Source organism: Campylobacter sp. CNRCH_2014_2849 (assembly GCF_025772845.1).
In the GTDB taxonomy this organism is placed as follows: domain Bacteria; phylum Campylobacterota; class Campylobacteria; order Campylobacterales; family Campylobacteraceae; genus Campylobacter_D; species Campylobacter_D lari_D.
In genome coordinates this window covers 69,556-91,708 of sequence record NZ_JAKMSW010000002.1, presented here as the reverse complement: position 1 = coordinate 91,708, position 22,153 = coordinate 69,556, and the positions used below count along the sequence as shown (strand labels likewise).

The 22,153-nt window shown below is 28.6% G+C and carries 27 protein-coding genes; 16 read left to right on the top strand and 11 right to left on the bottom strand.

Annotated elements, in window-relative coordinates:
• Positions 1-84 precede the first annotated feature (84 nt).
• A complete protein-coding gene (locus L8X33_RS01855) occupies positions 85-399 on the top strand; it encodes a hypothetical protein (protein WP_133318786.1) in 315 nt (104 codons plus the stop codon).
• On the opposite strand, the gene L8X33_RS01850 is transcribed toward L8X33_RS01855, so the two are convergent.
• The 6 genes from L8X33_RS01850 to L8X33_RS01825 all read right to left on the bottom strand — a co-directional run bounded on the left by L8X33_RS01850 (position 392) and on the right by L8X33_RS01825 (position 5,248).
• On the bottom strand, positions 392-1,027 hold the full coding sequence (locus L8X33_RS01850; RefSeq protein WP_263659084.1) for a MarC family protein: 636 nt from the start codon (positions 1,025-1,027) through the stop codon (positions 392-394). The genes L8X33_RS01855 and L8X33_RS01850 overlap by 8 nt on opposite strands.
• 52 nt (positions 1,028-1,079) lie before the next feature.
• Entirely contained in the window at positions 1,080-1,340 is a 261-nt protein-coding gene (rpsR, locus tag L8X33_RS01845; protein ID WP_039618521.1) for a 30S ribosomal protein S18, read from the bottom strand.
• 10 nt (positions 1,341-1,350) lie between these two features.
• Complete coding sequence (locus tag L8X33_RS01840; RefSeq protein ID WP_263669805.1) at positions 1,351-1,881, bottom strand: single-stranded DNA-binding protein; 531 nt, start codon at positions 1,879-1,881, stop codon at positions 1,351-1,353.
• A 3-nt stretch (positions 1,882-1,884) separates the two neighbouring features.
• The gene (gene rpsF / locus L8X33_RS01835) at positions 1,885-2,259 is read right to left on the bottom strand and encodes a 30S ribosomal protein S6 (protein ID WP_133318789.1); all 375 of its coding nucleotides are present in this window, start codon (positions 2,257-2,259) and stop codon (positions 1,885-1,887) included.
• A gap of 90 nt (positions 2,260-2,349) precedes the next feature.
• Positions 2,350-3,315, bottom strand: coding sequence for a DNA polymerase III subunit delta (gene holA / locus L8X33_RS01830; protein WP_263669804.1), 966 nt, complete (start codon positions 3,313-3,315; stop codon positions 2,350-2,352).
• Entirely contained in the window at positions 3,308-5,248 is a 1,941-nt protein-coding gene (locus L8X33_RS01825; RefSeq protein ID WP_263669803.1) for an RNB domain-containing ribonuclease, read from the bottom strand. Before L8X33_RS01825 ends, holA begins: the two co-directional genes overlap by 8 nt.
• A 107-nt stretch (positions 5,249-5,355) precedes the next feature.
• Between L8X33_RS01825 and ilvC the strand changes: the two genes are divergently transcribed.
• Genes ilvC through L8X33_RS01800 form a run of 5 tightly spaced genes read left to right on the top strand, consistent with a single transcriptional unit; the run spans position 5,356 to position 9,461 of the window.
• Positions 5,356-6,378: a ketol-acid reductoisomerase gene (gene ilvC, locus L8X33_RS01820; protein WP_263669802.1), complete on the top strand. Its 1,023-nt coding sequence runs from the start codon at positions 5,356-5,358 to the stop codon at positions 6,376-6,378.
• Between the two features lies 1 nt (position 6,379).
• Positions 6,380-7,444 (top strand): divergent polysaccharide deacetylase family protein, encoded by a 1,065-nt coding sequence (locus L8X33_RS01815; protein ID WP_263669801.1) that lies wholly within the window; start codon positions 6,380-6,382, stop codon positions 7,442-7,444.
• Complete coding sequence (locus L8X33_RS01810) at positions 7,431-8,198, top strand: DNA-protecting protein DprA (RefSeq protein WP_263669800.1); 768 nt, start codon at positions 7,431-7,433, stop codon at positions 8,196-8,198. The genes L8X33_RS01815 and L8X33_RS01810 overlap by 14 nt, the downstream gene beginning before the upstream one ends.
• Complete coding sequence (gene ruvX / locus L8X33_RS01805) at positions 8,195-8,581, top strand: Holliday junction resolvase RuvX (protein ID WP_263664421.1); 387 nt, start codon at positions 8,195-8,197, stop codon at positions 8,579-8,581. Before L8X33_RS01810 ends, ruvX begins: the two co-directional genes overlap by 4 nt.
• Positions 8,568-9,461 carry an RsmB/NOP family class I SAM-dependent RNA methyltransferase gene (locus tag L8X33_RS01800; RefSeq protein WP_263669799.1) on the top strand — a complete coding sequence of 298 codons (894 nt, stop codon included), beginning with the start codon at positions 8,568-8,570 and terminating at the stop codon, positions 9,459-9,461. Before ruvX ends, L8X33_RS01800 begins: the two co-directional genes overlap by 14 nt.
• Positions 9,462-9,648: 187 nt before the next feature.
• Here L8X33_RS01800 and rpsO read toward each other — a convergent pair whose 3' ends face one another.
• Positions 9,649-9,921, bottom strand: coding sequence for a 30S ribosomal protein S15 (gene rpsO, locus L8X33_RS01795; RefSeq protein ID WP_012661650.1), 273 nt, complete (start codon positions 9,919-9,921; stop codon positions 9,649-9,651).
• A 182-nt stretch (positions 9,922-10,103) separates the two neighbouring features.
• Here rpsO and L8X33_RS01790 point away from each other — a divergent pair, with 182 nt between their 5' ends.
• The 5 genes from L8X33_RS01790 to L8X33_RS01770 are packed head-to-tail and all read left to right on the top strand — an operon-like array spanning position 10,104 to position 14,568.
• Entirely contained in the window at positions 10,104-10,508 is a 405-nt protein-coding gene (locus tag L8X33_RS01790; protein WP_220567238.1) for an Rrf2 family transcriptional regulator, read from the top strand.
• Positions 10,501-12,660 carry a flagellar biosynthesis protein FlhA gene (gene flhA, locus L8X33_RS01785; protein WP_263669798.1) on the top strand — a complete coding sequence of 720 codons (2,160 nt, stop codon included), beginning with the start codon at positions 10,501-10,503 and terminating at the stop codon, positions 12,658-12,660. Before L8X33_RS01790 ends, flhA begins: the two co-directional genes overlap by 8 nt.
• A gap of 9 nt (positions 12,661-12,669) precedes the next feature.
• On the top strand, positions 12,670-13,722 hold the full coding sequence (locus L8X33_RS01780; protein WP_263666173.1) for a DHH family phosphoesterase: 1,053 nt from the start codon (positions 12,670-12,672) through the stop codon (positions 13,720-13,722).
• Complete coding sequence (locus L8X33_RS01775) at positions 13,706-13,942, top strand: hypothetical protein (RefSeq protein WP_263659094.1); 237 nt, start codon at positions 13,706-13,708, stop codon at positions 13,940-13,942. Before L8X33_RS01780 ends, L8X33_RS01775 begins: the two co-directional genes overlap by 17 nt.
• Positions 13,939-14,568 carry a hypothetical protein gene (locus tag L8X33_RS01770; protein WP_263669797.1) on the top strand — a complete coding sequence of 210 codons (630 nt, stop codon included), beginning with the start codon at positions 13,939-13,941 and terminating at the stop codon, positions 14,566-14,568. Before L8X33_RS01775 ends, L8X33_RS01770 begins: the two co-directional genes overlap by 4 nt.
• On the opposite strand, the gene L8X33_RS01765 is transcribed toward L8X33_RS01770, so the two are convergent.
• Positions 14,557-14,688 (bottom strand): hypothetical protein, encoded by a 132-nt coding sequence (locus tag L8X33_RS01765; RefSeq protein WP_256374638.1) that lies wholly within the window; start codon positions 14,686-14,688, stop codon positions 14,557-14,559. The two genes, L8X33_RS01770 and L8X33_RS01765, sit on opposite strands and share 12 nt — an antisense overlap.
• 240 nt (positions 14,689-14,928) lie before the next feature.
• Between L8X33_RS01765 and L8X33_RS01760 the strand changes: the two genes are divergently transcribed.
• The 3 genes from L8X33_RS01760 to dnaK are packed head-to-tail and all read left to right on the top strand — an operon-like array spanning position 14,929 to position 18,102.
• On the top strand, positions 14,929-15,711 hold the full coding sequence (locus tag L8X33_RS01760; RefSeq protein WP_258107533.1) for an HrcA family transcriptional regulator: 783 nt from the start codon (positions 14,929-14,931) through the stop codon (positions 15,709-15,711).
• Positions 15,708-16,217, top strand: coding sequence for a nucleotide exchange factor GrpE (gene grpE / locus L8X33_RS01755; RefSeq protein ID WP_263669796.1), 510 nt, complete (start codon positions 15,708-15,710; stop codon positions 16,215-16,217). The genes L8X33_RS01760 and grpE overlap by 4 nt, the downstream gene beginning before the upstream one ends.
• A gap of 22 nt (positions 16,218-16,239) precedes the next feature.
• Positions 16,240-18,102: a molecular chaperone DnaK gene (dnaK, locus tag L8X33_RS01750; RefSeq protein WP_263666176.1), complete on the top strand. Its 1,863-nt coding sequence runs from the start codon at positions 16,240-16,242 to the stop codon at positions 18,100-18,102.
• A gap of 31 nt (positions 18,103-18,133) precedes the next feature.
• Here dnaK and L8X33_RS01745 read toward each other — a convergent pair whose 3' ends face one another.
• From L8X33_RS01745 to L8X33_RS01735, 3 genes are read right to left on the bottom strand one after another with little or no spacing between them, the layout of a single operon-like run.
• Entirely contained in the window at positions 18,134-18,787 is a 654-nt protein-coding gene (locus L8X33_RS01745; RefSeq protein WP_263666177.1) for a DNA/RNA non-specific endonuclease, read from the bottom strand.
• Positions 18,784-19,227, bottom strand: coding sequence for a GatB/YqeY domain-containing protein (locus L8X33_RS01740; protein WP_263666179.1), 444 nt, complete (start codon positions 19,225-19,227; stop codon positions 18,784-18,786). Before L8X33_RS01740 ends, L8X33_RS01745 begins: the two co-directional genes overlap by 4 nt.
• Positions 19,228-19,237: 10 nt before the next feature.
• Positions 19,238-20,197: a Ppx/GppA family phosphatase gene (locus L8X33_RS01735; protein WP_263669795.1), complete on the bottom strand. Its 960-nt coding sequence runs from the start codon at positions 20,195-20,197 to the stop codon at positions 19,238-19,240.
• A gap of 55 nt (positions 20,198-20,252) precedes the next feature.
• Here L8X33_RS01735 and L8X33_RS01730 point away from each other — a divergent pair, with 55 nt between their 5' ends.
• Positions 20,253-21,020 carry a pyridoxine 5'-phosphate synthase gene (locus tag L8X33_RS01730; RefSeq protein WP_263662541.1) on the top strand — a complete coding sequence of 256 codons (768 nt, stop codon included), beginning with the start codon at positions 20,253-20,255 and terminating at the stop codon, positions 21,018-21,020.
• A complete protein-coding gene (gene pdxA, locus L8X33_RS01725) occupies positions 21,017-22,117 on the top strand; it encodes a 4-hydroxythreonine-4-phosphate dehydrogenase (RefSeq protein WP_263664426.1) in 1,101 nt (366 codons plus the stop codon). The genes L8X33_RS01730 and pdxA overlap by 4 nt, the downstream gene beginning before the upstream one ends.
• Positions 22,118-22,153: the final 36 nt, after the last annotated feature.

Genomic DNA, 22,153 nt, shown 5'->3' with positions numbered 1-22,153 from the left:
ATGATATATACAATATTTTTTATTTTATTTATTTCTTTTATTATGGCGTTTATAATAAAAATTTCTTCATATCCACCAAGAATTATGAAAGATTTAACGCTTTATACTCAAGGAAATATTTTACTTCATGATGCTAAAGAGTTTGCTAAATATTTTTTATATCAAGCCTATTTGGAGGGTAAAGAATGCTTAAGTGAATATAATTTTGAATATAATAATACAAAAATACGAATTGATTATGCTTATCCTTTGGGTGAATGTAAAAATAATAAATTAATTGCAAAGTATATTCATGCAAAAAGTATTGTAGCGGTAAATATTAGTGTGTTGTTAAATACTAATAAAGCAGTAAATGAAGAAGTGTTTTTGCAAAAAAGTTTTTTTATTTATCCTAGGTAGATTGAATGTAAGTTTGAATTCCAATAGCTATCATTTTTACTCCCATAGCCATAATAAAAACTAAAGCAATGCGTGAAAAAACATAAAGCACAAGCTTACCGATAACTTTTTCAATAGTAGCTGAAAAGTGAAATAAGGCAAAAATAAAAGCAAAAGTAAGTAATACAGAAGCTATGGCTATAGCTAAATTTTGATCTTCTGAAATAACTACTATGGTAGAAAGTGTTCCAGGTCCTACAAGCATAGGAAATGCCATTGGCACTATACTTTTTTTTAATAATTCTTTGTGGCTTAATCCTTGATAGTGTTGAAATTGAGTGCTTGATGGGGTGAAAAGTAGATTTTTTGTACTCATAATGATTAAAATCAAACCACCTGCAACTCGTAAATCATTAATATCTATTTTAAATAAATATTTCATGATAAATGGTCCAGAAAGTAAAAAAACTAAAACAATACAAAATGCAGTGTAAATGATATTTCTAAAAAGTTTTTTTCTTATATCAGCATCTAGACCTTCAGTCATTGCAATAAATTGTGGAAGATTTCCAAAAGGATTTAAAACCGCTATAATAGCAACGGATGCAAGTAAAATAACATAAATTTCAGATTCTATATCTGAAAACATAAAACAACCTTTTATTTTCCCAAGCTTAAAAAGCTTGGGTTTGATTTAATAATTATAGTCCTTCAAAAGGATTAGTAACAACTTCTTTTCTATCTACGATATAAGGGATAAGTGCTACATGTCTTGCACGCTTAATAGCAACTTCAACCATTTCTTGGTGTTTTTTGCTAGTGCCTGTTAAACGGCGTGGCATGATTTTAAATCTTTCTGATAAAGCATGTTTTAGCAATGCTGTATCTTTATAGTCTATAAAATCAACTTTAGCTTCAGTATATTTACAATATTTGCGTGAGTATTTTCTTTTTTCTGCCATGTTTTTTCCTTTAAAATGGTAATTCTGTATCATCATCATATTTATCAATATCAATTTCCTTCATAGGGGCTTCCTTTTGAGGATTTTGATAGGTATTATTAGATGAATTTGTTCTAGTTTGTACTTGAGCATAAGGATCAAAGCTTTGTTGTTGATTAAAATTTTGATTATAACTATAATTTTGATTTTCAAAATTACTTTGTTGATTATTTTGCACAGTTGAACCTAGCATTTCTAAATTTTCAACTTGAATACTATGTTTTGATCTGTTTTGTCCATTTTGATCGCTCCATTGCTCAAATCTCAAACGACCTTCGATTAAAATTTTACTACCTTTATTAAGGTATTGATTAGCAATTTCTGCAGTTCTTCCAAAAAAGCTAATGTCGATAAAGCAGGTTTCCTCTCTTTTTTCTCCTGTATTTGTACTAAATCTTCTTGTTACAGCTATAGCAGAAGAGCCTATTGCGCTACCTGATGGAGCATAACGCATTTCTATGTCCCTTGTAAGATTCCCTACTAAAACGACTTTATTAAACATTAATTAGCCTTCTGTACTTTCACTAGCTTTAATTTCTTTTTTATTTTGTTTGATACCCTTGCTTAATCTTTCCCAAGCTGCAATTTCTTTTTTATTTTCATATTTTACGATTAAAAATCTGATTACTTCTTCAGTGATTCTTAATACCCTTTCAAGCTCTGCTATTAAATTTGTAGGAGCTTTGAAATAAATCACAAAATAAGTTCCTCTTTCGTATTTTTTAATTTTGTACGCAAGTTTTCTTGTTCCCATTGGAACTACGCTTTCAATTTCTGCGCCATTTTTTGTAAGGACTTCTTTTACGAATTCCAACTTAGCACTTACTTCTTCTTCTGTAAGTGTTGGTTTTAATATGAATAAAACTTCATAATGTCTCATTTAATTTCTCCTTATGGATATAAAGCCTAAAATTTTAGGCAAGGATTTTGCATAAAATGCAAATTTCATTTTACCATAAGTTTTCTTAATTTAACTTTTTAATATGGAGCTAAGTTGTAAAAGTGTTGCGATTAAAAATTCTTTTTTTTCTATTTTAGAATTCTTTTTTAATTCATATTCGCAATTACAAAGTGTCAGAAAGATATTTTTATATTGTGATATTTTGATCACAAGAGCTTGTTTTTGAAGATTTTGTGCCACAGAAATAGGTGGAGCATAGCCTAAAATTTCTTTTAAGTCTAAATTTCCATAAATTTTAACATGTAAAGCTATTTTAAAAAGTCTAGAAAAATTTGCATATAAGGCATTAATCAATGCTATTTCATTGTAATTTTCTAAAATATTTTCAAGTTCATTCCTTAAATCTTTTTTTTGCGTTAATTTATCAAAAAAACTTTCAAAACTAATAGTACTTAAACTATAACAATGCTCTTGGATGATTTTTTCATCGATATTTAGACCACTAAATTTATTTAACTCATTAGCTGCTAAATATAAATTTTCATTAAAATTATAAAAAAGAGCATAAAGGGCATTTTGAGTAATGTTAATATTTAATTCTTTAGCTTTTAAAGCTAGTAATTCCATGCCTTCCTTAGCTGAATTTACTTTATAAAATCTACAAAAATTATTAGCAAAAATTTTCTCCGCTTCACTTTGTTTGGAGTTTTCATCATAAATTTCAAGTAAAAAATAATTATCTTGCGAATTTTGACAAAGCTGTAAAAGTTGCTTGAGTTCTTTACTTGGGATTTTCTTTTGAGTTTTGATTTCTAGCAATTTTCTTTCGCTAAATAAGGAAGCGCTAGATAAATAATCATATGCTTGCTTAAAATCATATTCTTCAAAATAAAATCTTAAACTCTCATCAAAAGAGTATTTGTCTTTAATAAATTTAGTATAAAGCTCTATTTGGAAATTATCTGCTCCATAAAGTAAGAAATAATTAGGAAAATTATTGCTATTAAGTAAGCTTTGGAGTTGATTTTTATACACTTTGGTTTCTTTCTAAACTAAAATGCTTAGTGATTTTACCAAAAATTTTAGCACTAACAATATCTACTTCAGTGATTTCCACTTCTATGTTTTCTAATAAATTTGCCCTTGAACCTATGATGGTAATCAAAGCTCCCTTAATTTCATCATTTAATTTTACTTGCAATGAACTTTGATTTTCTACCACTAAAGCCTTAAATCTTTTTCCTATATTTTCTTTTGCCCATCTTGCAAATTTTCTATCCATAAAATACCAAGCAACCTTATCTGCTTCTCTTTCTAATAAACTTAATTCCTCGCAAGTACTTTGTATATTTAAAAGCAAATAATTAAACATTTTTTCATCATTATTGATTTTAGCTTTTAAAAGTCTATGCAATATAAGATCAGAATATCTTCTAATAGGACTTGTAAAATGGGTATATTTATCAAAACCTAAGCCAAAATGCCCTGCATTTTCACTAGAATATTCTGCTTTTTTTTGCGCCTTGATGATGAGTTTATCTACTTCTTCTCTTATATTTAGCTCATTTGCTAAGACTTGAATGTCTTTAAATAATTCTATGACATTATTTTTAGGATTAATATCTATACTAAGTGCTGAAAGATCAGCTAGCAATTGATCTATTTTTTTGTAATCAGGACTTAAATGATTTCTAAAAACTCCTATATCAATGAATTTTGCTGCAGCTTTATTAGCTAAAAGCATGCAATCTTCGATTAAATTATGCGAGGCAGTGTCATTTTCAAGGCGTGTTTTTATGAGTTTATTATTTTCATCTAAAGTCATTCTTAGCTCTTGGGTTTTAAACTCACAAGCATTTTTTAATCGTTTTTTTCGTAAATTTTTAGTGATTTTGAAAACCTCATAAAGCCAATTGATTGCGCCTAAATCTTCTTGCGTTTGTAAATACTCATCAACTTCATCGTAATTAAAACGGCGTTTTGAGTTGATAATAGCTTCAAAAAGCTCTTCTTTAATCACTTCATTGTTTTGATCTAAGCTTATTTTAAAACAAAATGCTAACCTATCTTCATTAGGTTTTAGTGAGCAAATATTTTCACTCAAAGCTCTTGGTAACATAGGTATAGCAATATGAGGAAAATAAATCGAAAAACCCCTTGATCTTGCTTCTTTATCAATGGCACTATAAGCATGCACATAAGCACTTACATCAGCTATGGCTACATAAATAGCATGCTCATTTTTATCATAATAAATTGCATCATCAAAATCTTTTGCATCAATTGGATCAATGGTACAAAAATTTAAATTTCTAAAATCTTTTCTTGATGGATACATACTCGCATCAACTTCATTTCCATAAGCTCTTGCTTCATTTTCACATAAATTATCAAAAACTGCATTTTTATTAAAAAGTGCTAAGGAAATTTTTTCATCTACAAAATCATCATCAATATGCCCTATCACTTCAGTGATATTATTATCATGATTTTCTATTTTTAAAATAGTTCCTAAAGGTAGAGTTTTTAAGGATTTTTGAGAAGCTTTTAAGGCACATGTGAGTCCTGTTTGAATATTTACTCCAAGGACTGCTTCGCCGTATTTTTTAGTTATAACTAAAGAAGTTTCATGGGCTCTTTTAAGTATTAAGATAACTTTAGCACTTGGACGCTTTTTTTTAAGAGGAAGTAATTTTGCTACAACTATATCAGCATAATTTGCTCCTTTTAAATTTTTATTTTCTATGAGCAAATCACGCTTAAAAACAGGATCAAAACTTTCTAAAAATCCCGTTCCATTAGCTGAAATATCAATCTTACCAAAAGTAAAGCCATCTTTTAAATAGTATTTGTTTTTATAAAATTTAATGATATCGCAAGTTAGTAACTCTCTAATGATTTGCTTGCTTTTATTGGTAATTTCATCAGCATTTAGACCATAGCTTAGTTGATTAAATAATTCTTTCATAATACTCTTTATAGTAATTTTTCAAAACTTAAATTTTATCATAAAAGGATTAAATTTATATTTTTTAGTTATAATCTTTGCTTTAATTTTAATTTTAGGAGTGCATAATGGCTGTGTCAATTTATTATGATAAAGATTGTAATATTAATTTAATAAAATCAAAAAAAGTAGCTATTATAGGTTTTGGCTCTCAAGGTCATGCTCATGCTATGAATTTAAGAGATAGTGGTGTAGAAGTGATCATAGGCTTAAAAGAGGGTGGGCAAAGTTGGGCAAAAGCTCAAAAAGCAAATTTTATAGTAAAAAGTGTAAAAGAAGCTACTAAAGAAGCAGATTTGATTATGATTTTAGCTCCTGATGAAATTCAAAGTGAAATTTTTAATGAAGAAATTAAACCTGAATTAAAAGCAGGTAAAACTCTAGCATTTGCACATGGATTTAATATCCATTATGGACAAATTGTTGCTCCAAAAGGTATAGATGTGATTATGATAGCTCCTAAAGCTCCAGGTCATACTGTAAGACATGAATTTAGTATAGGCGGGGGCACTCCTTGCTTAATTGCTATCCACCAAGATGAAAGTAAAAATGCTAAAAATTTAGCTTTAAGTTATGCTAGTGCTATAGGTGGTGGTAGAACAGGTATTATAGAAACGACTTTTAAAGCTGAAACTGAAACAGATTTATTTGGCGAACAAGCGGTGCTTTGTGGAGGACTTAGTGCTTTAATCCAAGCTGGTTTTGAAACCTTAGTTGAAGCAGGGTATGAACCTGAAATGGCGTATTTTGAGTGTTTGCATGAAATGAAATTAATTGTAGATTTGATTTATCAAGGTGGTATTGCTGATATGAGATATTCTGTTTCTAATACTGCTGAATATGGAGATTATATCACAGGACCTAAGATTATTACCAAAGAAACTAAAGAGGCTATGAAAGGTGTTTTAAAAGATATACAAAATGGAAGTTTTGCTAAAGATTTTATCTTAGAAAGAAGAGCGAATTTTGCAAGAATGCATGCAGAGCGTAAATTAATGAATGATTCTTTGATAGAAAAAACAGGACGCGAACTTCGCGCTATGATGCCTTGGATTAGTGCTAAAAAATTAGTTGATAAAGATAAAAACTAATTTGAAAACTATAAATAAAAAATACAAAGTGCTTTTAGCACTTTGTCTTGTTGTAATTGGAATTTTTCTTTTTGCATTTGGAGCTTTGTTTTTAAAAAAAGAAGAAAATAAAGGTTCAGATTACAATCAAACAATAAACAAAAAAGAACCATTACCTATAATAGAACAAGAAAATAATTTTAGTTTTAATGATATAAATTTGACTTTAGAAAATGAAAATTTAGAATTTTTAGATAAAAATATTAGTGAAATTTTAAATTTAAACCCTGTAAATACAGAGTTAAATCAAACTAAAGAAGATAATCAAACTTCAATTTTAGAAGTAATAGATCAAAATACAAGCAAAGAATCAAAAAATGAAGAGCAAAATATATCAGATAAAAGCGAGGATAATAAAACTCAAATTCTAGTACAAAAAAATACCAAGCCTCGTCTAGCAATTATCATAGATGATATGGCAAGTCACACTCATGTAGATATGCTTAAAAAAACAAATTTAAAATTAATCCCATCTTTTTTTCCACCTGATAAACGCCATCCTTATACAGCTGAGTTTGCAAAGGATTTTGACTTTTTTATGGTGCATTTGCCTCTTGCTGCTATAAAATATGACAAGGCAGAATTAAACACTTTACACCCTAGTGATGATATGGAAAAAATAAGCAAGCGCATTGCTTTTGTAAAAGAACAATTTCCAAAAGTAAAATTTATTAACAACCATACAGGAAGTTTATTTACTGCAAATAAGCAGGCTATGGAAAAATTATTTAATGCTTTTAAACAAAATGATTTTATTTTTGTAGATTCAAGAACCATAGGAAATTCTAAAGCTAAAAATTTAGTAAGTCAATTTAATCAGCCTTATATAGCTAGAGATGTTTTTTTGGATAATGAAGATGATATAGCATATATTAAAAATCAACTCAAACAAGCAGTAGAAGAGGCAAGAAAGAAAGGTTTTGCTATAGCTATTGGTCATCCAAGAGAAAAGACTTTTAAAGCTTTGGTGCAAAGTAAAGATTTGTTAAATTTAGTTGAACTTGTATATTTAAATGAAATTTATTGAGAATATTGAAGATTTTAAAAATCTTTTAAATCCACCTTCAAAGATTTATTATAAAGGCAATTTAGAGCTTTTAAATGCTAGAAAAGTAGCTATTATAGGTTCTAGAAAAATGAGCGTTTATACTAAAAATTGTCTCATTGAGTTAGTATCTTTGTTAAAAAAGACTAAGGTTTGTGTAGTAAGTGGTGGGGCTTTGGGTGTGGATATCCAAGCAGCTAAAATAGCTTATCCTCAAACTATAGCCATATTTGCTAATGGACTTGATGAGATTTATCCAAAAGCTAATACAAATGAAATTTTAAATATTTATGAAAATGCATTAGCTTTAAGTGAAAATGAAGCAAAATATAAAGCAAAGCCATATGATTTTTTATTAAGAAATAGGCTTATTATTGCTTTAAGTGAGGTTGTTATAATAGCTCAAGCTGATTTAAAAAGTGGTTCTATGCAAAGTGCAAGGCTTGCTTTGAGTATGAATAAACCTATATATGTATTACCTCATAGGAAAGATGAAAGTGAAGGAACAAATTTACTTTTAGCCACAAAAAAAGCAAATTTAATTCATAATTTTGAGGAATTTGCAAAAATGTTTGGAGAACTTCATCATGAACAAAGCGAAGATGATTTATTAAGCTTTTTAAAACATGAAGACGATTTAGAAAAAGTTTTGAAAAAATTTGGTGATAGAGTTTATGAATATGAGCTTGAGGGTCTGGTGGAAATTTCTGGAGTGAAAATAAGAGCTTACATATGAATACTTTAGCGTTAGATATAGGTTTAAAGCGTATTGGTGTTGCTTTGTGTATTAATAAAAGCATGGCCATGCCACTTGAAGCTATCATTAGAAAAAACCGCAATCAAGCAGCAAATGAGGTAAAAAAATACATTAAAGACTATGATGTAAATACTTTGGTGGTAGGAATTCCTTTGGGCGGATCTAGTGAAGATGAAATGCGAAAAAGAATAGAGCATTTCATATCTTTACTTGGTTTTGATAAAGAAGTTTTTTTTGTTGATGAGAGTTTTAGCTCTAAAAACGCACAAGAGCTCGGTGTAGTGAATTTAAAGAAAAAAGATGGCAAACTTGATTCTTTAGCTGCATATTTATTTTTAAAGGATTTTTATGGCCTTGCTTGATTTAAATACAGCTTTAGATGAAATTTATACAAAAGAGCAAAAAGAACAAATCCTTCAAAGTTTTAATCAAGAAAAATATGTCAATATTTTTAGAAATTCTTTGCTTATTGACAATGAAAAACTAGAAGAAATTCTAAATGAAAAAAATATAAAATTTGAAAAAATTGATTTGTATTGTTATAAAATACCTAGTATTTTTAAAAGCAAATTAAGCTCAATGAATGCTTTTAATGAGGGTAAGTTTTATATACAAAATTATTCTTCGTATTTATGTGCTAAAACTTTGGGTGTTAAAGCTGGTGAGAATGTGCTAGATATGTGTGCAGCTCCTGGTGGAAAAAGTTTAAATTTGGCCAATTTTATGCAAAATGAAGGTTATTTAGCAAGTTGTGAATTATCTAAAACACGCTTTTTTACCTTAAAAACAACTATGGAAAATTATCAAGTTAAAATTGCAAAATGCTTCTTAAAAGACGCACGCACTATAGGTAAAGCTTGTCCTTTGAAATTTGATAAAATTTTGCTTGATGCGCCTTGTTCAACTTTTGCAAAAATGGGTTTTGAAATACAAAAAAACACAAAAGAAATTAAGCAAATAGCAAATTTGCAAAAAAAACTTTTACATTCAGCATTACTAGCCTTAAAACATGGCGGGGAATTGGTTTATAGTACTTGTACATTTTTAAGAGAAGAAAATGAAGCTGTTTTAGAAAATGCGTTAAGAAATGAAAATTTTAAATTAGAATTACTAGATTTTGATTTGTTAAATGTTAATTTCATTAATGCAAAAAGTGATGATTTTGACTTGTCATTCGCCAAAAGAGTTTTACCAGATGACTATGCAGATGGGTTTTTTATAGCAAAAGTGAAAAAACATTAAAAATCAATAAAATTAAATGTGAAAAATATTTTTACTCATAAAACTTAAAGTGCTATTTTTAGATACTTAGAAGCTAAAATCACATCGTGAAACTCTTGTGAATAAAATATTGAAATTTTGAAAACTTAAATTAAAGAAGTGGTAAATAACTAAAATAAAATATATTAAAGATAAATAAGCACGAGGCTTATTTATCTCTTAAATTTAATTCGCTGATTAATTTAGAATAAGCTTGATAATCTTTTCTTTTTAGATAAGATAAAAGTCTTTTTCTTTGACCAACAAGCTTTAAAAGACCTAAACGAGAAGAAAAATCTTTTTTGTAGATTTTTAAATGTTCTGTTAAATCTGAAATTCTTGCGCTTAAAAGTGCGATTTGAACTTCTGGAGAACCAGTATCTCCTTCTTTTCTAGCAAATTTTGCAACTATTTCTGCTTTTTTAGCCGAATCTAAAGCCATAATAGACCTCCTGAGCGGTATTTAAAATAAAAAGTGCAATTATAACTAAAAAAACAAAAAAAATACTGAAATTTAAAAAATAAGAAATTTAATATTTAACAACACATATTTTTGATATAATTAAAATTTTTATTTAAAGTTAAATAGATATCGTTTATTAATATTTCAATGAAAGGAAAAAAGTGTTATTTACCAAAGCTAGCGAATATGCTTTATTGTCTTTAATTCATATAGCAAAATCCCAAGAACCACAAGATGTAGATACTATGTCAAGTGTTTTAGATATACCAAAAAGTTTTTTAGCAAAAATTTTACAAGCACTTGCCAAAGACGCACTTTTGAAATCTTATAAGGGTGCTAAAGGTGGATTTATGCTTGTTAAAAAGCCAAGTGAATACACTTTAAAAGAAATTATTAATAGTGTAGAGAAAAAATCTATCAATGTATTTGAGTGCAGTAATGGAATTTGTCCTTCGCAAAAAGAAGAAAATTGTAAAATTATGCCTGTGTTGGTGAAGCTTCAAAATAAGATAGATGATTTTTTAGTTTCTATTACTCTAGAGGATATTATTCAAAATAATGGCTAAAAGGGATATTTTTAGCTTAGTATTGCCTTGGATTGCTCCACTTGTTGCACCTATTTTAAAGGCAAAGAGTCTAACTATAGTAGCTGTAATTATTGCAATTTTAGCTATTATTATAGTACCTTTACCAAGTATAGTTTTAGATTTTTTTCTTGCATTAAGTATAGCAATTTCAGTTTTAATTATTTTAATTTCTTTATATATACCAAAACCTACAGATTTAACAACTTTTCCAACTATGATTTTAATTATTACGCTTTTTAGACTTTCACTTAACATAGCTACAACGCGTATGATTTTAAGCGAAGGTCATCAAGGTCCAGCTGCTGTTAGTGATATAGTGGCAAGTTTTGGTGAATTTGTTGTTGGTGGAAATTATGTTATAGGTATGGTTGTTTTTTGTATTTTAGTTTTAATCAATTTTATGGTTGTAACTAAAGGTAGTACAAGGGTTTCTGAAGTTCAAGCAAGATTTACCCTTGATGCAATGCCAGGTAAGCAAATGGCTATTGATGCGGATTTAAATGCAGGTTTGATTGATGAAAAAACTGCACGCGCAAGACGCCAAGAAATCATAGCTGAAGCAAATTTTTATGGAGCAATGGATGGTTCTTCTAAATTTATAAAAGGGGATGCTGTTGCTGGGATTATTATCACCATTGTAAATTTAATTGGTGGGTTTATGATAGGTTATTTTCAGCATGATATGGAGCTTGGAGAATGTGCTTCAACTTATACTATATTAACAATAGGTGATGGACTTGTTTCTCAAATTCCTGGACTTATAACTTCAACGGCAACTGCAATTATCATCACGCGTGCTAGTAAAGATGAGGATAATTTTGCTGAAGGTTCTATCAATCAGCTTTTAGGGGAATACAAAACTTTATTAATTGTAGGCTTTGTTTTATTTATATTTGCTTTAGTACCAGGCTTGCCACATTTTTCTTTGGGCTTTATGGCTTTGGTGTTTTTAGGACTTGGTTATATGATAAAGCAAGTGCAAGAAGGTAAAATTCAAATCAATGCAATTTCAGCTAAAAAGTCTCAAGAAACCCATGAAGAAGAACAAGCTAAACCTCAAAAACGCAGCGAAGAAGAAATCTTAAAAGAAGAAGAGAATAAAATCACAGATATTTTAAAATTAGAAATTTTAGAATTAGAATTAGGTTATGGACTTATCAAACTAGCAGAAAGTGAATTAACAGAGCGTATTAGATCAACAAGACGCAATATAGCTCAAAGTTTAGGTTTTTTAATGCCAAAAATTAGAATTAGAGATAATTTGCAATTAAAACCAAATGAATATACTTTTAAACTCAAAGGTGTGGGTATAGCTAGTGCTGAAATTTATCCTGATAAATATCTAGCTATGGATAGTGGTTTTATCACTGAACCTATCGAAGGTATAGCTACTAAAGAACCTGCTTTTAATTCTGATGCTTTGTGGATAGAATCATCCTTAAAAGATGAGGCAACGCTAAATGGTTATATTGTAATTGATCCAGCAAGCGTAATTTCAACCCATATGAGTGAGCTTATAAAAGCTAATGCTTCAGAGCTTTTAACTAAACAAGAAGTGCAAAATTTACTAGATAAAATCAAAAATGATTATCCTATCGTGGTAGATGATTGTTTAAGGGTTGCTAGTATAGGTTTAATTCAAAAAGTTTTAAAAGCTTTACTTAAAGAGCATATTCCTATTAAAGATATGCTTACAATTTTAGAATCAATTAGTGATATAGCTGAAATAAGCAAGAGTTTGGATATGATTATTGAGCATGTAAGGGCTTCTTTAGCAAGAGCAATTACAAATTTATATGTGGATGAAAAAGGGCAAATTAGCTTTTATATTTTTGATGCTGCTGCGGCTGCAAAATTAATGGAGCATGTGCAGTTTAAAGATGGTTCGTATCATTTAATGATAAATGTAGCTCAAACTGGTGCTTTAGTAGAAGCTTTAAAAGCTGAACTTGCAAGTGTGGCAAATACAAGAATTAAGCCTTTCTTGCTTTGTGTTGAGCCGCAACTTAGAAAATTCATTGCTGATATTTGTTCTAATTTTGGTATTAATATTACGGTCTTAAGTTTTGCTGAGATTGCAGAAAATACCAAGTTTGAAACAGAAGGTATCATAAAAGTTGATAATTTATAAAGGAAAAATATGAAAATTTATCATCTTTCACATACGGATTTAGATGGCTATGCTTGTCAGTATGTGCTAGATTTTTATTTTAAGAATTGTTATTTTTATAATTCTAATTATGGTAAAGAGATTAATGAAAATTTTAATGTGATTTTTAAAAATATAGAGGAAGATTTAAAGCAAAATCCTAATGAAGAATTTGTGATTTTAATCACGGATTTAAATTTAACATTAAGTCAATGTGAAGATTTTCAAAAAGCCATAGAAGGCAAAAAAATCAAACTTTTACTTTTAGATCATCATCAAAGTGGCTTAGAATGTATGCAAAAATATCCTTGGTATTTTTTAGATGATAAAAGATGTGCTACTAAGATTGTTTATGATTTTTTTAGTAAATGTTATGGTGAAAATAAGGCTTTGTTAGAATTTGTGGATGTGGTAAATGCAGTAGATATTTGGTTGAGTGAAGATGAGAATTTTGAACTTGGAAAAGTACTACTTGGTATGGTTTCTGGAGCAAAAGAAATCAATAGGGTAATGTTTGCACAAGAAAATATCAAATATCTTTTTTATCTTTTTGATGTTTGTAGAAAATACATTCATCAAAAAAATGCTCATATTAATTTAGATGATGATTTGCATGGCTTAAAAAAATCTTTTTTTAAAAAAGAAAATGATGATACTTTAAGCAATTTAATTTCTAAATTTGTGGTAGAAAGATTAAGTGTAAATAAAGAAAAATTTAGTGTATTTTATAAAGGAAGTAAAGGTTTATTAACTTCAAATATAGGCAATACTTCCGTAATTGGAAATGATTTTTTAATGCAAAATCCTGATTTTGATTTTTTTGTTGATCTTAGTTCGAGAAAAACCTTAAGTTTTAGAGCAAATAATAAAATCGATGTGAGTTTGATGGCTAAAAGTTTGGTCAATGGGGGAGGGCATAAAAATGCTAGCGGAGGATTATTTGCTGCGTATAAAGATAGCTCTAATTATGATTTTATAAAAGCACAATTTGTAGATTTAATTAAAAGTAAAGAATTAAAGGAAAATAATGAAAACAAATCATGATTTTAAAGAAGAAATAGAAAATTTACAATATGAATTAAGTATAGTTTTAGAAGCAATGCTCTTGTTTGCTGGGGTAAAAAGAGTAAAATTAGAAAAAGCAATTGGAGTTTATATTGATTGTATTGATGAAGTTTGTCATAATACCCAAAAAGAAGGAGTTGATGAGATCTTAGAAGTAGTGGAGTACTTAAAAATTCATCATAAAGATTTATTTGAATGAAAAATTTATTATTGCTTTTTATAGGAATTTTTTCTTATGCAAATATCTATGAAGATTTAAGTGATTTTGCTTATAATAAACAAAACACGCTAAATTTAAGCTCTAGTCAAGCTTTATTTTTAGAATACAAACAAAACAAACAAGCTTGTGTAGATATAGTACTTGCTAAAGATAAGGCTTTTGTGGTTAAAATTTATCCATTGTGTGAAAATTTAAACGAAAAAAGTCTAAATGAATACTTAAATACGCAATTTATAAGTTTATACACTAAAGATTTATCAAAACTAAAAAAAGAAATTGCTGATATTAAAAATATTATGCGCGATTTTATGATTTATTATACCTTGCATCAATCTTTTGCAAATGAAATTAAGAGAATGAGTAAAAATGATAAATTACAAGCGTATGAACTAGATGAGAAAAAAGGTGGAAAAATTCTCTACAAGGTCAATAATCAAGCTTGTGTAATTTTTGATTTATATTTAGATGAAAATTTGCAAGCTAGTATGCAAGTAAGTGGAATGGAAAATTTGGATAAAACTTGTATGGAGTTAATCTCATCCCCTGATTTTAAAGACTTATCTTTCACAAAAAAGGGTATGAGAAAATATAAATTAAAAAACTAGTCTAAAAAATCTTAAATAATATAACTTTAAAATTCTACTTAAAGCCATTTTTTTTCTTTCTATATTGGAAAACACATAAGCTTCAAGATCTTGCTTTTCTCTTAAAGTAAGATTTTTCATTATTATAAACCTTTTAAAAAATATTGCTAGACGCAATTATATTATCTTTTCTTTTAAAAAAACTGAAAAATAAGTTTTTATATATTATATATAAATGGCTAAATAAACTTTAGTTATATAGACTAAATAATTTTAAATATTTTTATTTAAAAATAACTTGACATTATTATACTAAAGTTGTATAATTATTTTGTCACTTAAAAACATTGAGTGCTAAAATAAAAAATTTAAGGTTTTATAGTGAAGTCTTATAGTAAAAAAGATTTAATTTTAAAAACTATCATTGAAACCTATCTAGAGGGTAATAACCCTGTGGGTTCTAATGAGTTAAATCATAAAGTTAGCATACCTGCTTCTACTATAAGAGTTTATTTTAAAAAATTAAGCGATGAGGGTGTATTAACGCAACTTCATATTAGCAGTGGTCGCATACCAACTTTTAGTGCTATGAAGGCTTATTGGTATGAGCAACTTTGCGAAGATGAGATTGTGATTAACGATCTTGCATTATTAGAGTTTTTGCTTGATAAGTTTGAAATTTATACCTTAGTTTATGGTGGCGATGAGCTTATTTTACAAGATATTACCAAGGTTAATGATAAATTTATCATACTTGATTTTGGACAAAATGAGTTGGTTTTAAGATTTAGCCAAGATAGTCTGGTTTTCTTACAAAGACTTATAGGACTTGATCTAAAAAGTATTGAAAATTTAGCTTTTAGAGTTGAGTTTAAAGAGTTATTGGAAAAAATAACTATGCTAAAAGAAGCTATGGTTTATTATAGATATAATGAGAGTAAAGCTTATCAAATTTATCAAAATGATGAATTTGCTAAGCTTTTATCTCCTCAAATTGGATTTTATTTTAACGATAAATTGCAATTTGATCCTTTATTTGAAGAGGGTTTTATGGGATTAAAGCTTAAGAGTACATTTTTAGGCAAAGAATCTAATGTGGTTTTTGCTGGTAGTGTGTATTCTGATTTTAAAACAATGTTAAATATTATAAAGGAGGCTGCGTGAGCGAAGAAAAGCAAAATGAGCAAATGCAAGAAGAAGCAGTGGAAAATTCAGAAAATCAAAACAATGAATTAGAAAAACTTCAAGCAGAGTATAATGAGTTAAAAGATACTTATTTAAGAGCAAATGCTGAATTTGAAAATATCAAAAAAAGAATGGAAAAAGAAAAAATTTCAGCAACAATTTATGCAAATGAAAGTTTTGCTAAAGATTTGCTTGATGTAGTTGATGCATTAGAGGCGGCTATTAATGTAGAAGCTAATGATGAATTAAGTTTGAAAATAAAAGAAGGGGTTCAAAACACTTTAGACTTGCTTTTGAAAAAACTTGAAAAACATATGGTTAAAGCAATAGAAGCAAATGGTGAGTTTGATCCAAATTTACATGAAGCGATGTTTCATGTTGAAAGCGCCGATCATGAAAGTAATCATATTATCCAACTTTTACAAAAGGGCTATATGATGAATGATAGAGTAATTAGATCAGCAAAAGTTAGTGTTGCAAAATAAAATTTAATAAAAAGGATAAAAAATGGCAAAAGTTATAGGTATAGATTTAGGTACAACAAATTCTTGTGTGAGTGTATATGAAAGAGGCGAGAGTAAAGTTATCCCAAATAAAGAAGGTAAAAACACTACTCCTTCAGTAGTTGCTTTTACAGATAAGGGAGAAGTTTTAGTTGGAGATAGCGCTAAGCGTCAAGCTGTGACTAATCCTGAAAAAACTATTTATTCTATAAAAAGAATTATGGGTTTGATGATCAATGAAGAAGCAGCAAAAGAAGCTAAAAATCGCTTACCTTATCATATCACAGAGAGAAATGGGGCTTGTGCGATTGAAATAGCAGGTAAAATTTATACTCCACAAGAAATTTCAGCAAAAGTTTTAATGAAATTAAAAGAAGATGCAGAAGCTTTCTTGGGTGAAAAAGTAGAAGATGCGGTTATTACTGTTCCAGCGTATTTTAATGATGCACAAAGAAAAGCTACAAAAGAAGCAGGACAAATTGCAGGGTTGAATGTATTAAGAATTATCAACGAACCAACTGCAGCGGCTTTAGCTTACGGACTTGATAAAAAAGAAAGTGAAAAAATTGTAGTTTATGATTTAGGTGGTGGTACATTTGATGTTACTGTGCTTGAAACAGGTGATAATGTTGTAGAAGTTTTAGCAACAGGCGGTAATGCATTTTTAGGCGGTGATGATTTTGATAATAAATTAATCGACTTTTTAGCAAATGAGTTTAAAGATGAAACAGGTATTGATCTTAAAAACGATGTAATGGCTTTACAAAGGTTAAAAGAAGCAGCTGAAAATGCTAAAAAAGAATTGAGTTCAGCTAATGAAACTAATATTAATTTACCATTTATCACAGCTGATGCAAGTGGCCCAAAACACTTAACTAAAACTCTAACAAGAGCTAAATTTGAAAGTATGATTGATGGTTTAGTTGCTGAAACTATTAGCAAAATTAATGAAGTAGTAAAAGATGCAGGGCTTGATAAAAGTGAAGTAAAAGAAATCGTTATGGTGGGTGGTTCTACTCGTGTTCCACTAGTACAAGAAGAAGTTAAAAAAGCCTTTGGAAAAGAGCTTAATAAATCAGTAAATCCTGATGAAGTTGTTGCAATAGGTGCGGCAATTCAAGGTGCGGTTATTAAAGGTGATGTTAAAGATGTATTATTGCTTGATGTTACTCCGCTTTCTTTAGGTATTGAAACTTTAGGTGGTGTGATGACTAAAATCATCGAAAAAGGTACAACTATACCAACTAAAAAAGAGCAAGTTTTCTCAACTGCTGAAGATAATCAAAGCGCAGTTACTATCAATGTTTTACAAGGTGAGAGAGAATTTAGCCGTGATAATAAATCTTTAGGAAATTTCAATCTTGAAGGAATTCCACCAGCACCTCGTGGTATGCCACAAATTGAAGTAACTTTTGATATTGATGCAAATGGTATTTTAACAGTTAGTGCAAAAGATAAAGCTACAGGTAAGGCTCAAGAGATTAAAATCACAGGTTCAAGTGGATTAAGTGAAGAAGAAATCAATAATATGGTAAAAGATGCAGAGCTTCACAAAGAAGAAGATAGAAAACGCAAAGAAGCAGTAGAAGCTAGAAATGCTGCTGATAGTTTGGTACATCAAGTAGAAAAATCTTTAAGTGAGCTTGGAGATAAAGTAGGTGATGATGATAAAGCAAATATTCAAAAAGCTTTAGATGAGTTAAAAGAGACATTGAAAAATGCTAATGCTTCTAAAGAAGAAATCGAAGGCAAAATGAAAGCTTTAAGTGAAGTTTCTCATAAATTAGCAGAAAATATGTATAAAAAAGAAGAACCAAACGCTCAAAAGAAAAAAGAAGATGATGTAATCGATGCTGAAGTTGAGTAAAAACTAAACTAGAAGCCTTGTTGCTTCTAGTTTAATCAATATATTTTTTACAATCTTCCTTAAAATAATTTCTATCAAATCTTGCAAAATTATCATTATTTGGCACTTTATAACATTCGCTGAAATTTTTAACCTTAAGAATTTTGACATAAAAACTAGGAATGGCTATGTTGTTTTTAATGCGTTTTGGCTTATCATCATAAAGTACTAAATTTAAGACTTCTAATTCTTTATTTTTCTTTGCTAAATATCTTTCTCTTTGTTCGATTTCATTCCAAATTTCTGCATTAATATCTTTTTTTTGCGGAGTGATATTGCTCATTAAAAAAGTGCTAAGTTGGGCTTGTGGGGTTGCATTCATGGATTGATTTGGTACAACATGCCCTCTTGTATAACCACTTCTTAGATAATCCTCCCAATAAGTTCTATACTTTTTAGGAATATTGGTATCATCTTTAAATTTTGGGCGTTTTTTGATGTGTCCTTGATTTAAAATTTTAGCTTCTAGTTTATAAGCAATTGCCTTGGTGCCTTTATAATTATAATCATAACAATTAATATAATAATATTTATCCATTAATAAAGAGCAGTCTTTAAAATAAGCTTTAAAGCTAGGATGTAATTCATATTGAGTATAAGCAAAAGAGCTTAAAGCTAAGGCGCAAAGTGTTAAAACTTTTTTCATGCTAAAAGCTTTCTTACCATTTCATTAAGTCTTTTACCATCAACGCTTGCACCAAAAGCTGCTTTAGCTTCTTTCATCAAAATACCTTGTTCTTTTAAAGAGCTAATTTGTAGTTTTTCTATAAGTTTTTTTAGCTCACTTTCTAATTCCTCATCGCTAAGTTGTTTTGGTAAATAAGCACTTAAAATAGCTACTTCTTGGAGTTCCTTTTGTGCTAAATCTTCTCTAGAACCTTTGCTAAAAGCAAGTGCGGCTTCATTTCGTTTTTTAATCTCACTCGCAATGATTTTATATATTCTTTCATTATTAAGTGTGATTCTCTCATCAACTTCTATTTGTTTAAAGCTAGCATTAAGCGTTCTTAAAGTGTTTCTTTTAAAATCATCTTTATTACGCATAGCTTCTTTGATATCTTCTAAAATTTGATCTTTTAAACTCATTTTTTCTCCTTTAAAATTTGATATTTTTAAAATGTGCTATACACACACCTTCTCTAACACCATCATCAATCACAATGAGCTTTTGCTTATTAAATAAAGCAAAAAGTATCATTGAGCCTGCTATGAGGTATTTTTTTCTATTTTCTCCAAGATAAATTTTAGCTTTTTCTTGTTCTAAATTCCAAATTTTTAATGCAAAATCAAAAAAATCTTTGCGTTTGAGTATTTTACCATTTACACTTTCTTCTAGGTAGTCTTTGTATTTTATGTTTTGTTTATAAGCACAAAGTGTGGTAGGTACTCCTGAATTTAGTATGAAAAAATTTCCTTTTAATTTTATATCTTTACTAAGATTAAAAGCTTTTAAGGCAAGTTGCTTTAAATGCGCAGGGTAGGGGCTTAGATGAATTTTTAATTTTTCATCTTTAATACGCACAAGATTTTGTGGATATTTTTTAAAAAAACTTACATAAGCATTTGGTTTTATGGCTTTAAAATGCATTCTTTCATAAAAACTAATGATTCCAAAATCATAACTTTTGCTAAACTTATCATTTGAAATTTCACAAGAAGCACCGCCCAAATCACAATAACTTAAGTCTTTTCTAAAAAGTTTAAGAGCTTTAAGACGCTCTTGCATACCTAAAACGCTTAGTTTTGCTTCGGTTTTTGCATCGATTAATTTTATATCAAGTTTAAATTCTTTTTGAATTTTTTCAAAAATAAGCTTAGTATTTTTTGCTTTTCTAAAAGCAGCTGTGGCGACTGCTTTAGCTTGACTTAAGTCATATTTTTTTTCTTTTAAGATTTTTAAAGCGCTAAAAATTCTTTCTATAGCTTCATCACTAATGGTGTCATTTTGCATATTTTTAGCTGCTCCTATGATAAATTCTTCGCTTTTTAATTTATTAAAATTCTCATCCATCAAAACAGCTCTTAATGTATTTGAACCCATATCAATACCTAGCACTAGCTCTCCTTAAAAAATTTAAAGTATAATAGCAAAAAACTTATAAGGAAAACTTATGCTTTTAGGGGTTAATATCGATCATATAGCAGTTTTAAGAGAAGCTAGAAAAGTAAATGATCCTGATTTGCTTGAAGCTGCGTTTTTGAGTGCAAATTTAGCTGATCAAATCACTATCCATGTAAGAGAAGATCGTCGTCATGCTAATGAGTTTGATTTAGAAAATATCTTAAAATATTGCAAGTGTGTAGTGAATTTAGAATGCTCTATTGATATGATAGAATATGCTTTAAAATACAAACCCTCGCGCGTTACTTTAGTACCTGAAAAAAGACAAGAGCTTACAACAGAAGGTGGTTTAAATTTAGACAATGAAAAATTACAAGAAGCCATTAATGCTTTAAAGCAAGAGCAAATCGAAGTTTCTTTGTTTATTGATCCAAATTTAGAAGATATTAATAAATCATCTTCTTTAAATGCTGATTTTATAGAGCTTCATACAGGCTTGTATGCTAATATTTATAATGCATTATATACCAATATCAATCAAACTTCTTATGCATTGCCTGAATTAATTTTAAGTAAAAATGAACTTAAAAAGCTTTTAGAAAATGAACTCCAAAGATTAAAACAAAGTGCGAGTTTGGCTAAGGGTTTAAATTTAAGAGTGGCAGCTGGTCATGGGCTTAATTATAAAAATGTAAAAAATATTGTGGATATTTTAGAAATAGAAGAGTTAAATATAGGTCAAAGCATAGTAGCAAGATCGGTTTTTGTAGGCTTAGAAAAAGCTATATTGCAAATGAAAGCTTTGATTAAAAGATGAAAAAAATTGCTATTAGCATAGGGGATTTAAATGGTATAGGTATGCAAATTTTATTATCTTGTCATGATGAGCTAGTAAAAATTTGTGAGCCATATTATTTTGTACATTATGAATTATTTCAAAAAGCAAGTAAGCTTTTGAAAATAAATCCTAAATCTAAAATCAATTTAGTTGAAATTTCTAATGCTTTAAAACCACATTTTGCCTTTAAAGAAGAAAAAGAAAATTTTTTAATTTATGAGTTTTCGTATCAAGCTAATAAAATTATTGATTTTGATTTTGAGTTAAATCCTGCAAATTTAGACGCTAAAAGTGGAGCTTATTCTTTTTTAAGTTTTGAAGGAGCTAGTTATTGCACGCATTTATTTTTAGATGCTTTAGTAACTTTACCGATTAATAAAAAAACTTGGCAAATGGGGGGAGTGAGCTATAAAGGTCATACTGAGGCACTAAGAGATTTTTTCAAACAAGATGCTATTATGATGTTAGGGTGTGATGAGCTTTTTGTGGCTTTATATACTGAGCATATGCCTTTAAGAGATGTTTATAAAGAAATTAAGGCTTTTGAACTTGCGAAATTTTTAATTAATTTTTATCAATGCACTTTATTTGAAAAAATTGGAGTTTTGGGTTTTAATCCTCATGCAAGTGATAATGGCGTAATAGGCGGAGAAGAAGAGCAGGAAATAAAAAAAGCTATAAGAATGGCAAATGTATTTTTAAAAGATCATGCATTAAATTTACAAAATTTAGAAAATGAATATTTTTTAAGTCAAAAAGAAAAAGAGTTTTCTTATAAGGAAAATATTTTTTTAAGTGAGCCTTTAGTGGCCGATAGTGCTTTTACTCCTTTTGCATTAAGTAAATGCAAGTATTTAGTCAGTATGTATCATGATTTAGCTTTAGCACCTTTAAAAGCTTTGTATTTTGATAAAAGTATTAATGCGAGTTTAAATTTACCCATAATTCGAACTAGTGTTGATCATGGAACAGCTTATGATAGGGCTTATAAAAATGAAAAAATAAACTTACAAAGTTATATGCAAGCAGTAAAATCTGCTTTACAATTTTTACAAATCAAAGAAAAAAATAAGTAAAAGTTACTAAAATATTCTTAAAATAATTTCTTAAGG

Coding starts and splice junctions, on each gene's coding strand:
- L8X33_RS01855 (WP_133318786.1), top strand. CDS start 85: ATGAAAGATTTAACGCTTTATACTCAAGGAAATATTTTACTTCATGAT.
- L8X33_RS01850 (WP_263659084.1), bottom strand. CDS start 1,027: ATGTTTTCAGATATAGAATCTGAAATTTATGTTATTTTACTTGCATCC.
- rpsR (WP_039618521.1), bottom strand. CDS start 1,340: ATGGCAGAAAAAAGAAAATACTCACGCAAATATTGTAAATATACTGAA.
- L8X33_RS01840 (WP_263669805.1), bottom strand. CDS start 1,881: ATGTTTAATAAAGTCGTTTTAGTAGGGAATCTTACAAGGGACATAGAA.
- rpsF (WP_133318789.1), bottom strand. CDS start 2,259: ATGAGACATTATGAAGTTTTATTCATATTAAAACCAACACTTACAGAA.
- L8X33_RS01825 (WP_263669803.1), bottom strand. CDS start 5,248: ATGAAAGAATTATTTAATCAACTAAGCTATGGTCTAAATGCTGATGAA.
- ilvC (WP_263669802.1), top strand. CDS start 5,356: ATGGCTGTGTCAATTTATTATGATAAAGATTGTAATATTAATTTAATA.
- L8X33_RS01810 (WP_263669800.1), top strand. CDS start 7,431: ATGAAATTTATTGAGAATATTGAAGATTTTAAAAATCTTTTAAATCCA.
- ruvX (WP_263664421.1), top strand. CDS start 8,195: ATGAATACTTTAGCGTTAGATATAGGTTTAAAGCGTATTGGTGTTGCT.
- L8X33_RS01800 (WP_263669799.1), top strand. CDS start 8,568: ATGGCCTTGCTTGATTTAAATACAGCTTTAGATGAAATTTATACAAAA.
- rpsO (WP_012661650.1), bottom strand. CDS start 9,921: ATGGCTTTAGATTCGGCTAAAAAAGCAGAAATAGTTGCAAAATTTGCT.
- flhA (WP_263669798.1), top strand. CDS start 10,501: ATGGCTAAAAGGGATATTTTTAGCTTAGTATTGCCTTGGATTGCTCCA.
- L8X33_RS01780 (WP_263666173.1), top strand. CDS start 12,670: ATGAAAATTTATCATCTTTCACATACGGATTTAGATGGCTATGCTTGT.
- L8X33_RS01775 (WP_263659094.1), top strand. CDS start 13,706: ATGAAAACAAATCATGATTTTAAAGAAGAAATAGAAAATTTACAATAT.
- L8X33_RS01770 (WP_263669797.1), top strand. CDS start 13,939: ATGAAAAATTTATTATTGCTTTTTATAGGAATTTTTTCTTATGCAAAT.
- L8X33_RS01765 (WP_256374638.1), bottom strand. CDS start 14,688: ATGAAAAATCTTACTTTAAGAGAAAAGCAAGATCTTGAAGCTTATGTG.
- dnaK (WP_263666176.1), top strand. CDS start 16,240: ATGGCAAAAGTTATAGGTATAGATTTAGGTACAACAAATTCTTGTGTG.
- L8X33_RS01745 (WP_263666177.1), bottom strand. CDS start 18,787: ATGAAAAAAGTTTTAACACTTTGCGCCTTAGCTTTAAGCTCTTTTGCT.
- L8X33_RS01740 (WP_263666179.1), bottom strand. CDS start 19,227: ATGAGTTTAAAAGATCAAATTTTAGAAGATATCAAAGAAGCTATGCGT.
- L8X33_RS01730 (WP_263662541.1), top strand. CDS start 20,253: ATGCTTTTAGGGGTTAATATCGATCATATAGCAGTTTTAAGAGAAGCT.
- pdxA (WP_263664426.1), top strand. CDS start 21,017: ATGAAAAAAATTGCTATTAGCATAGGGGATTTAAATGGTATAGGTATG.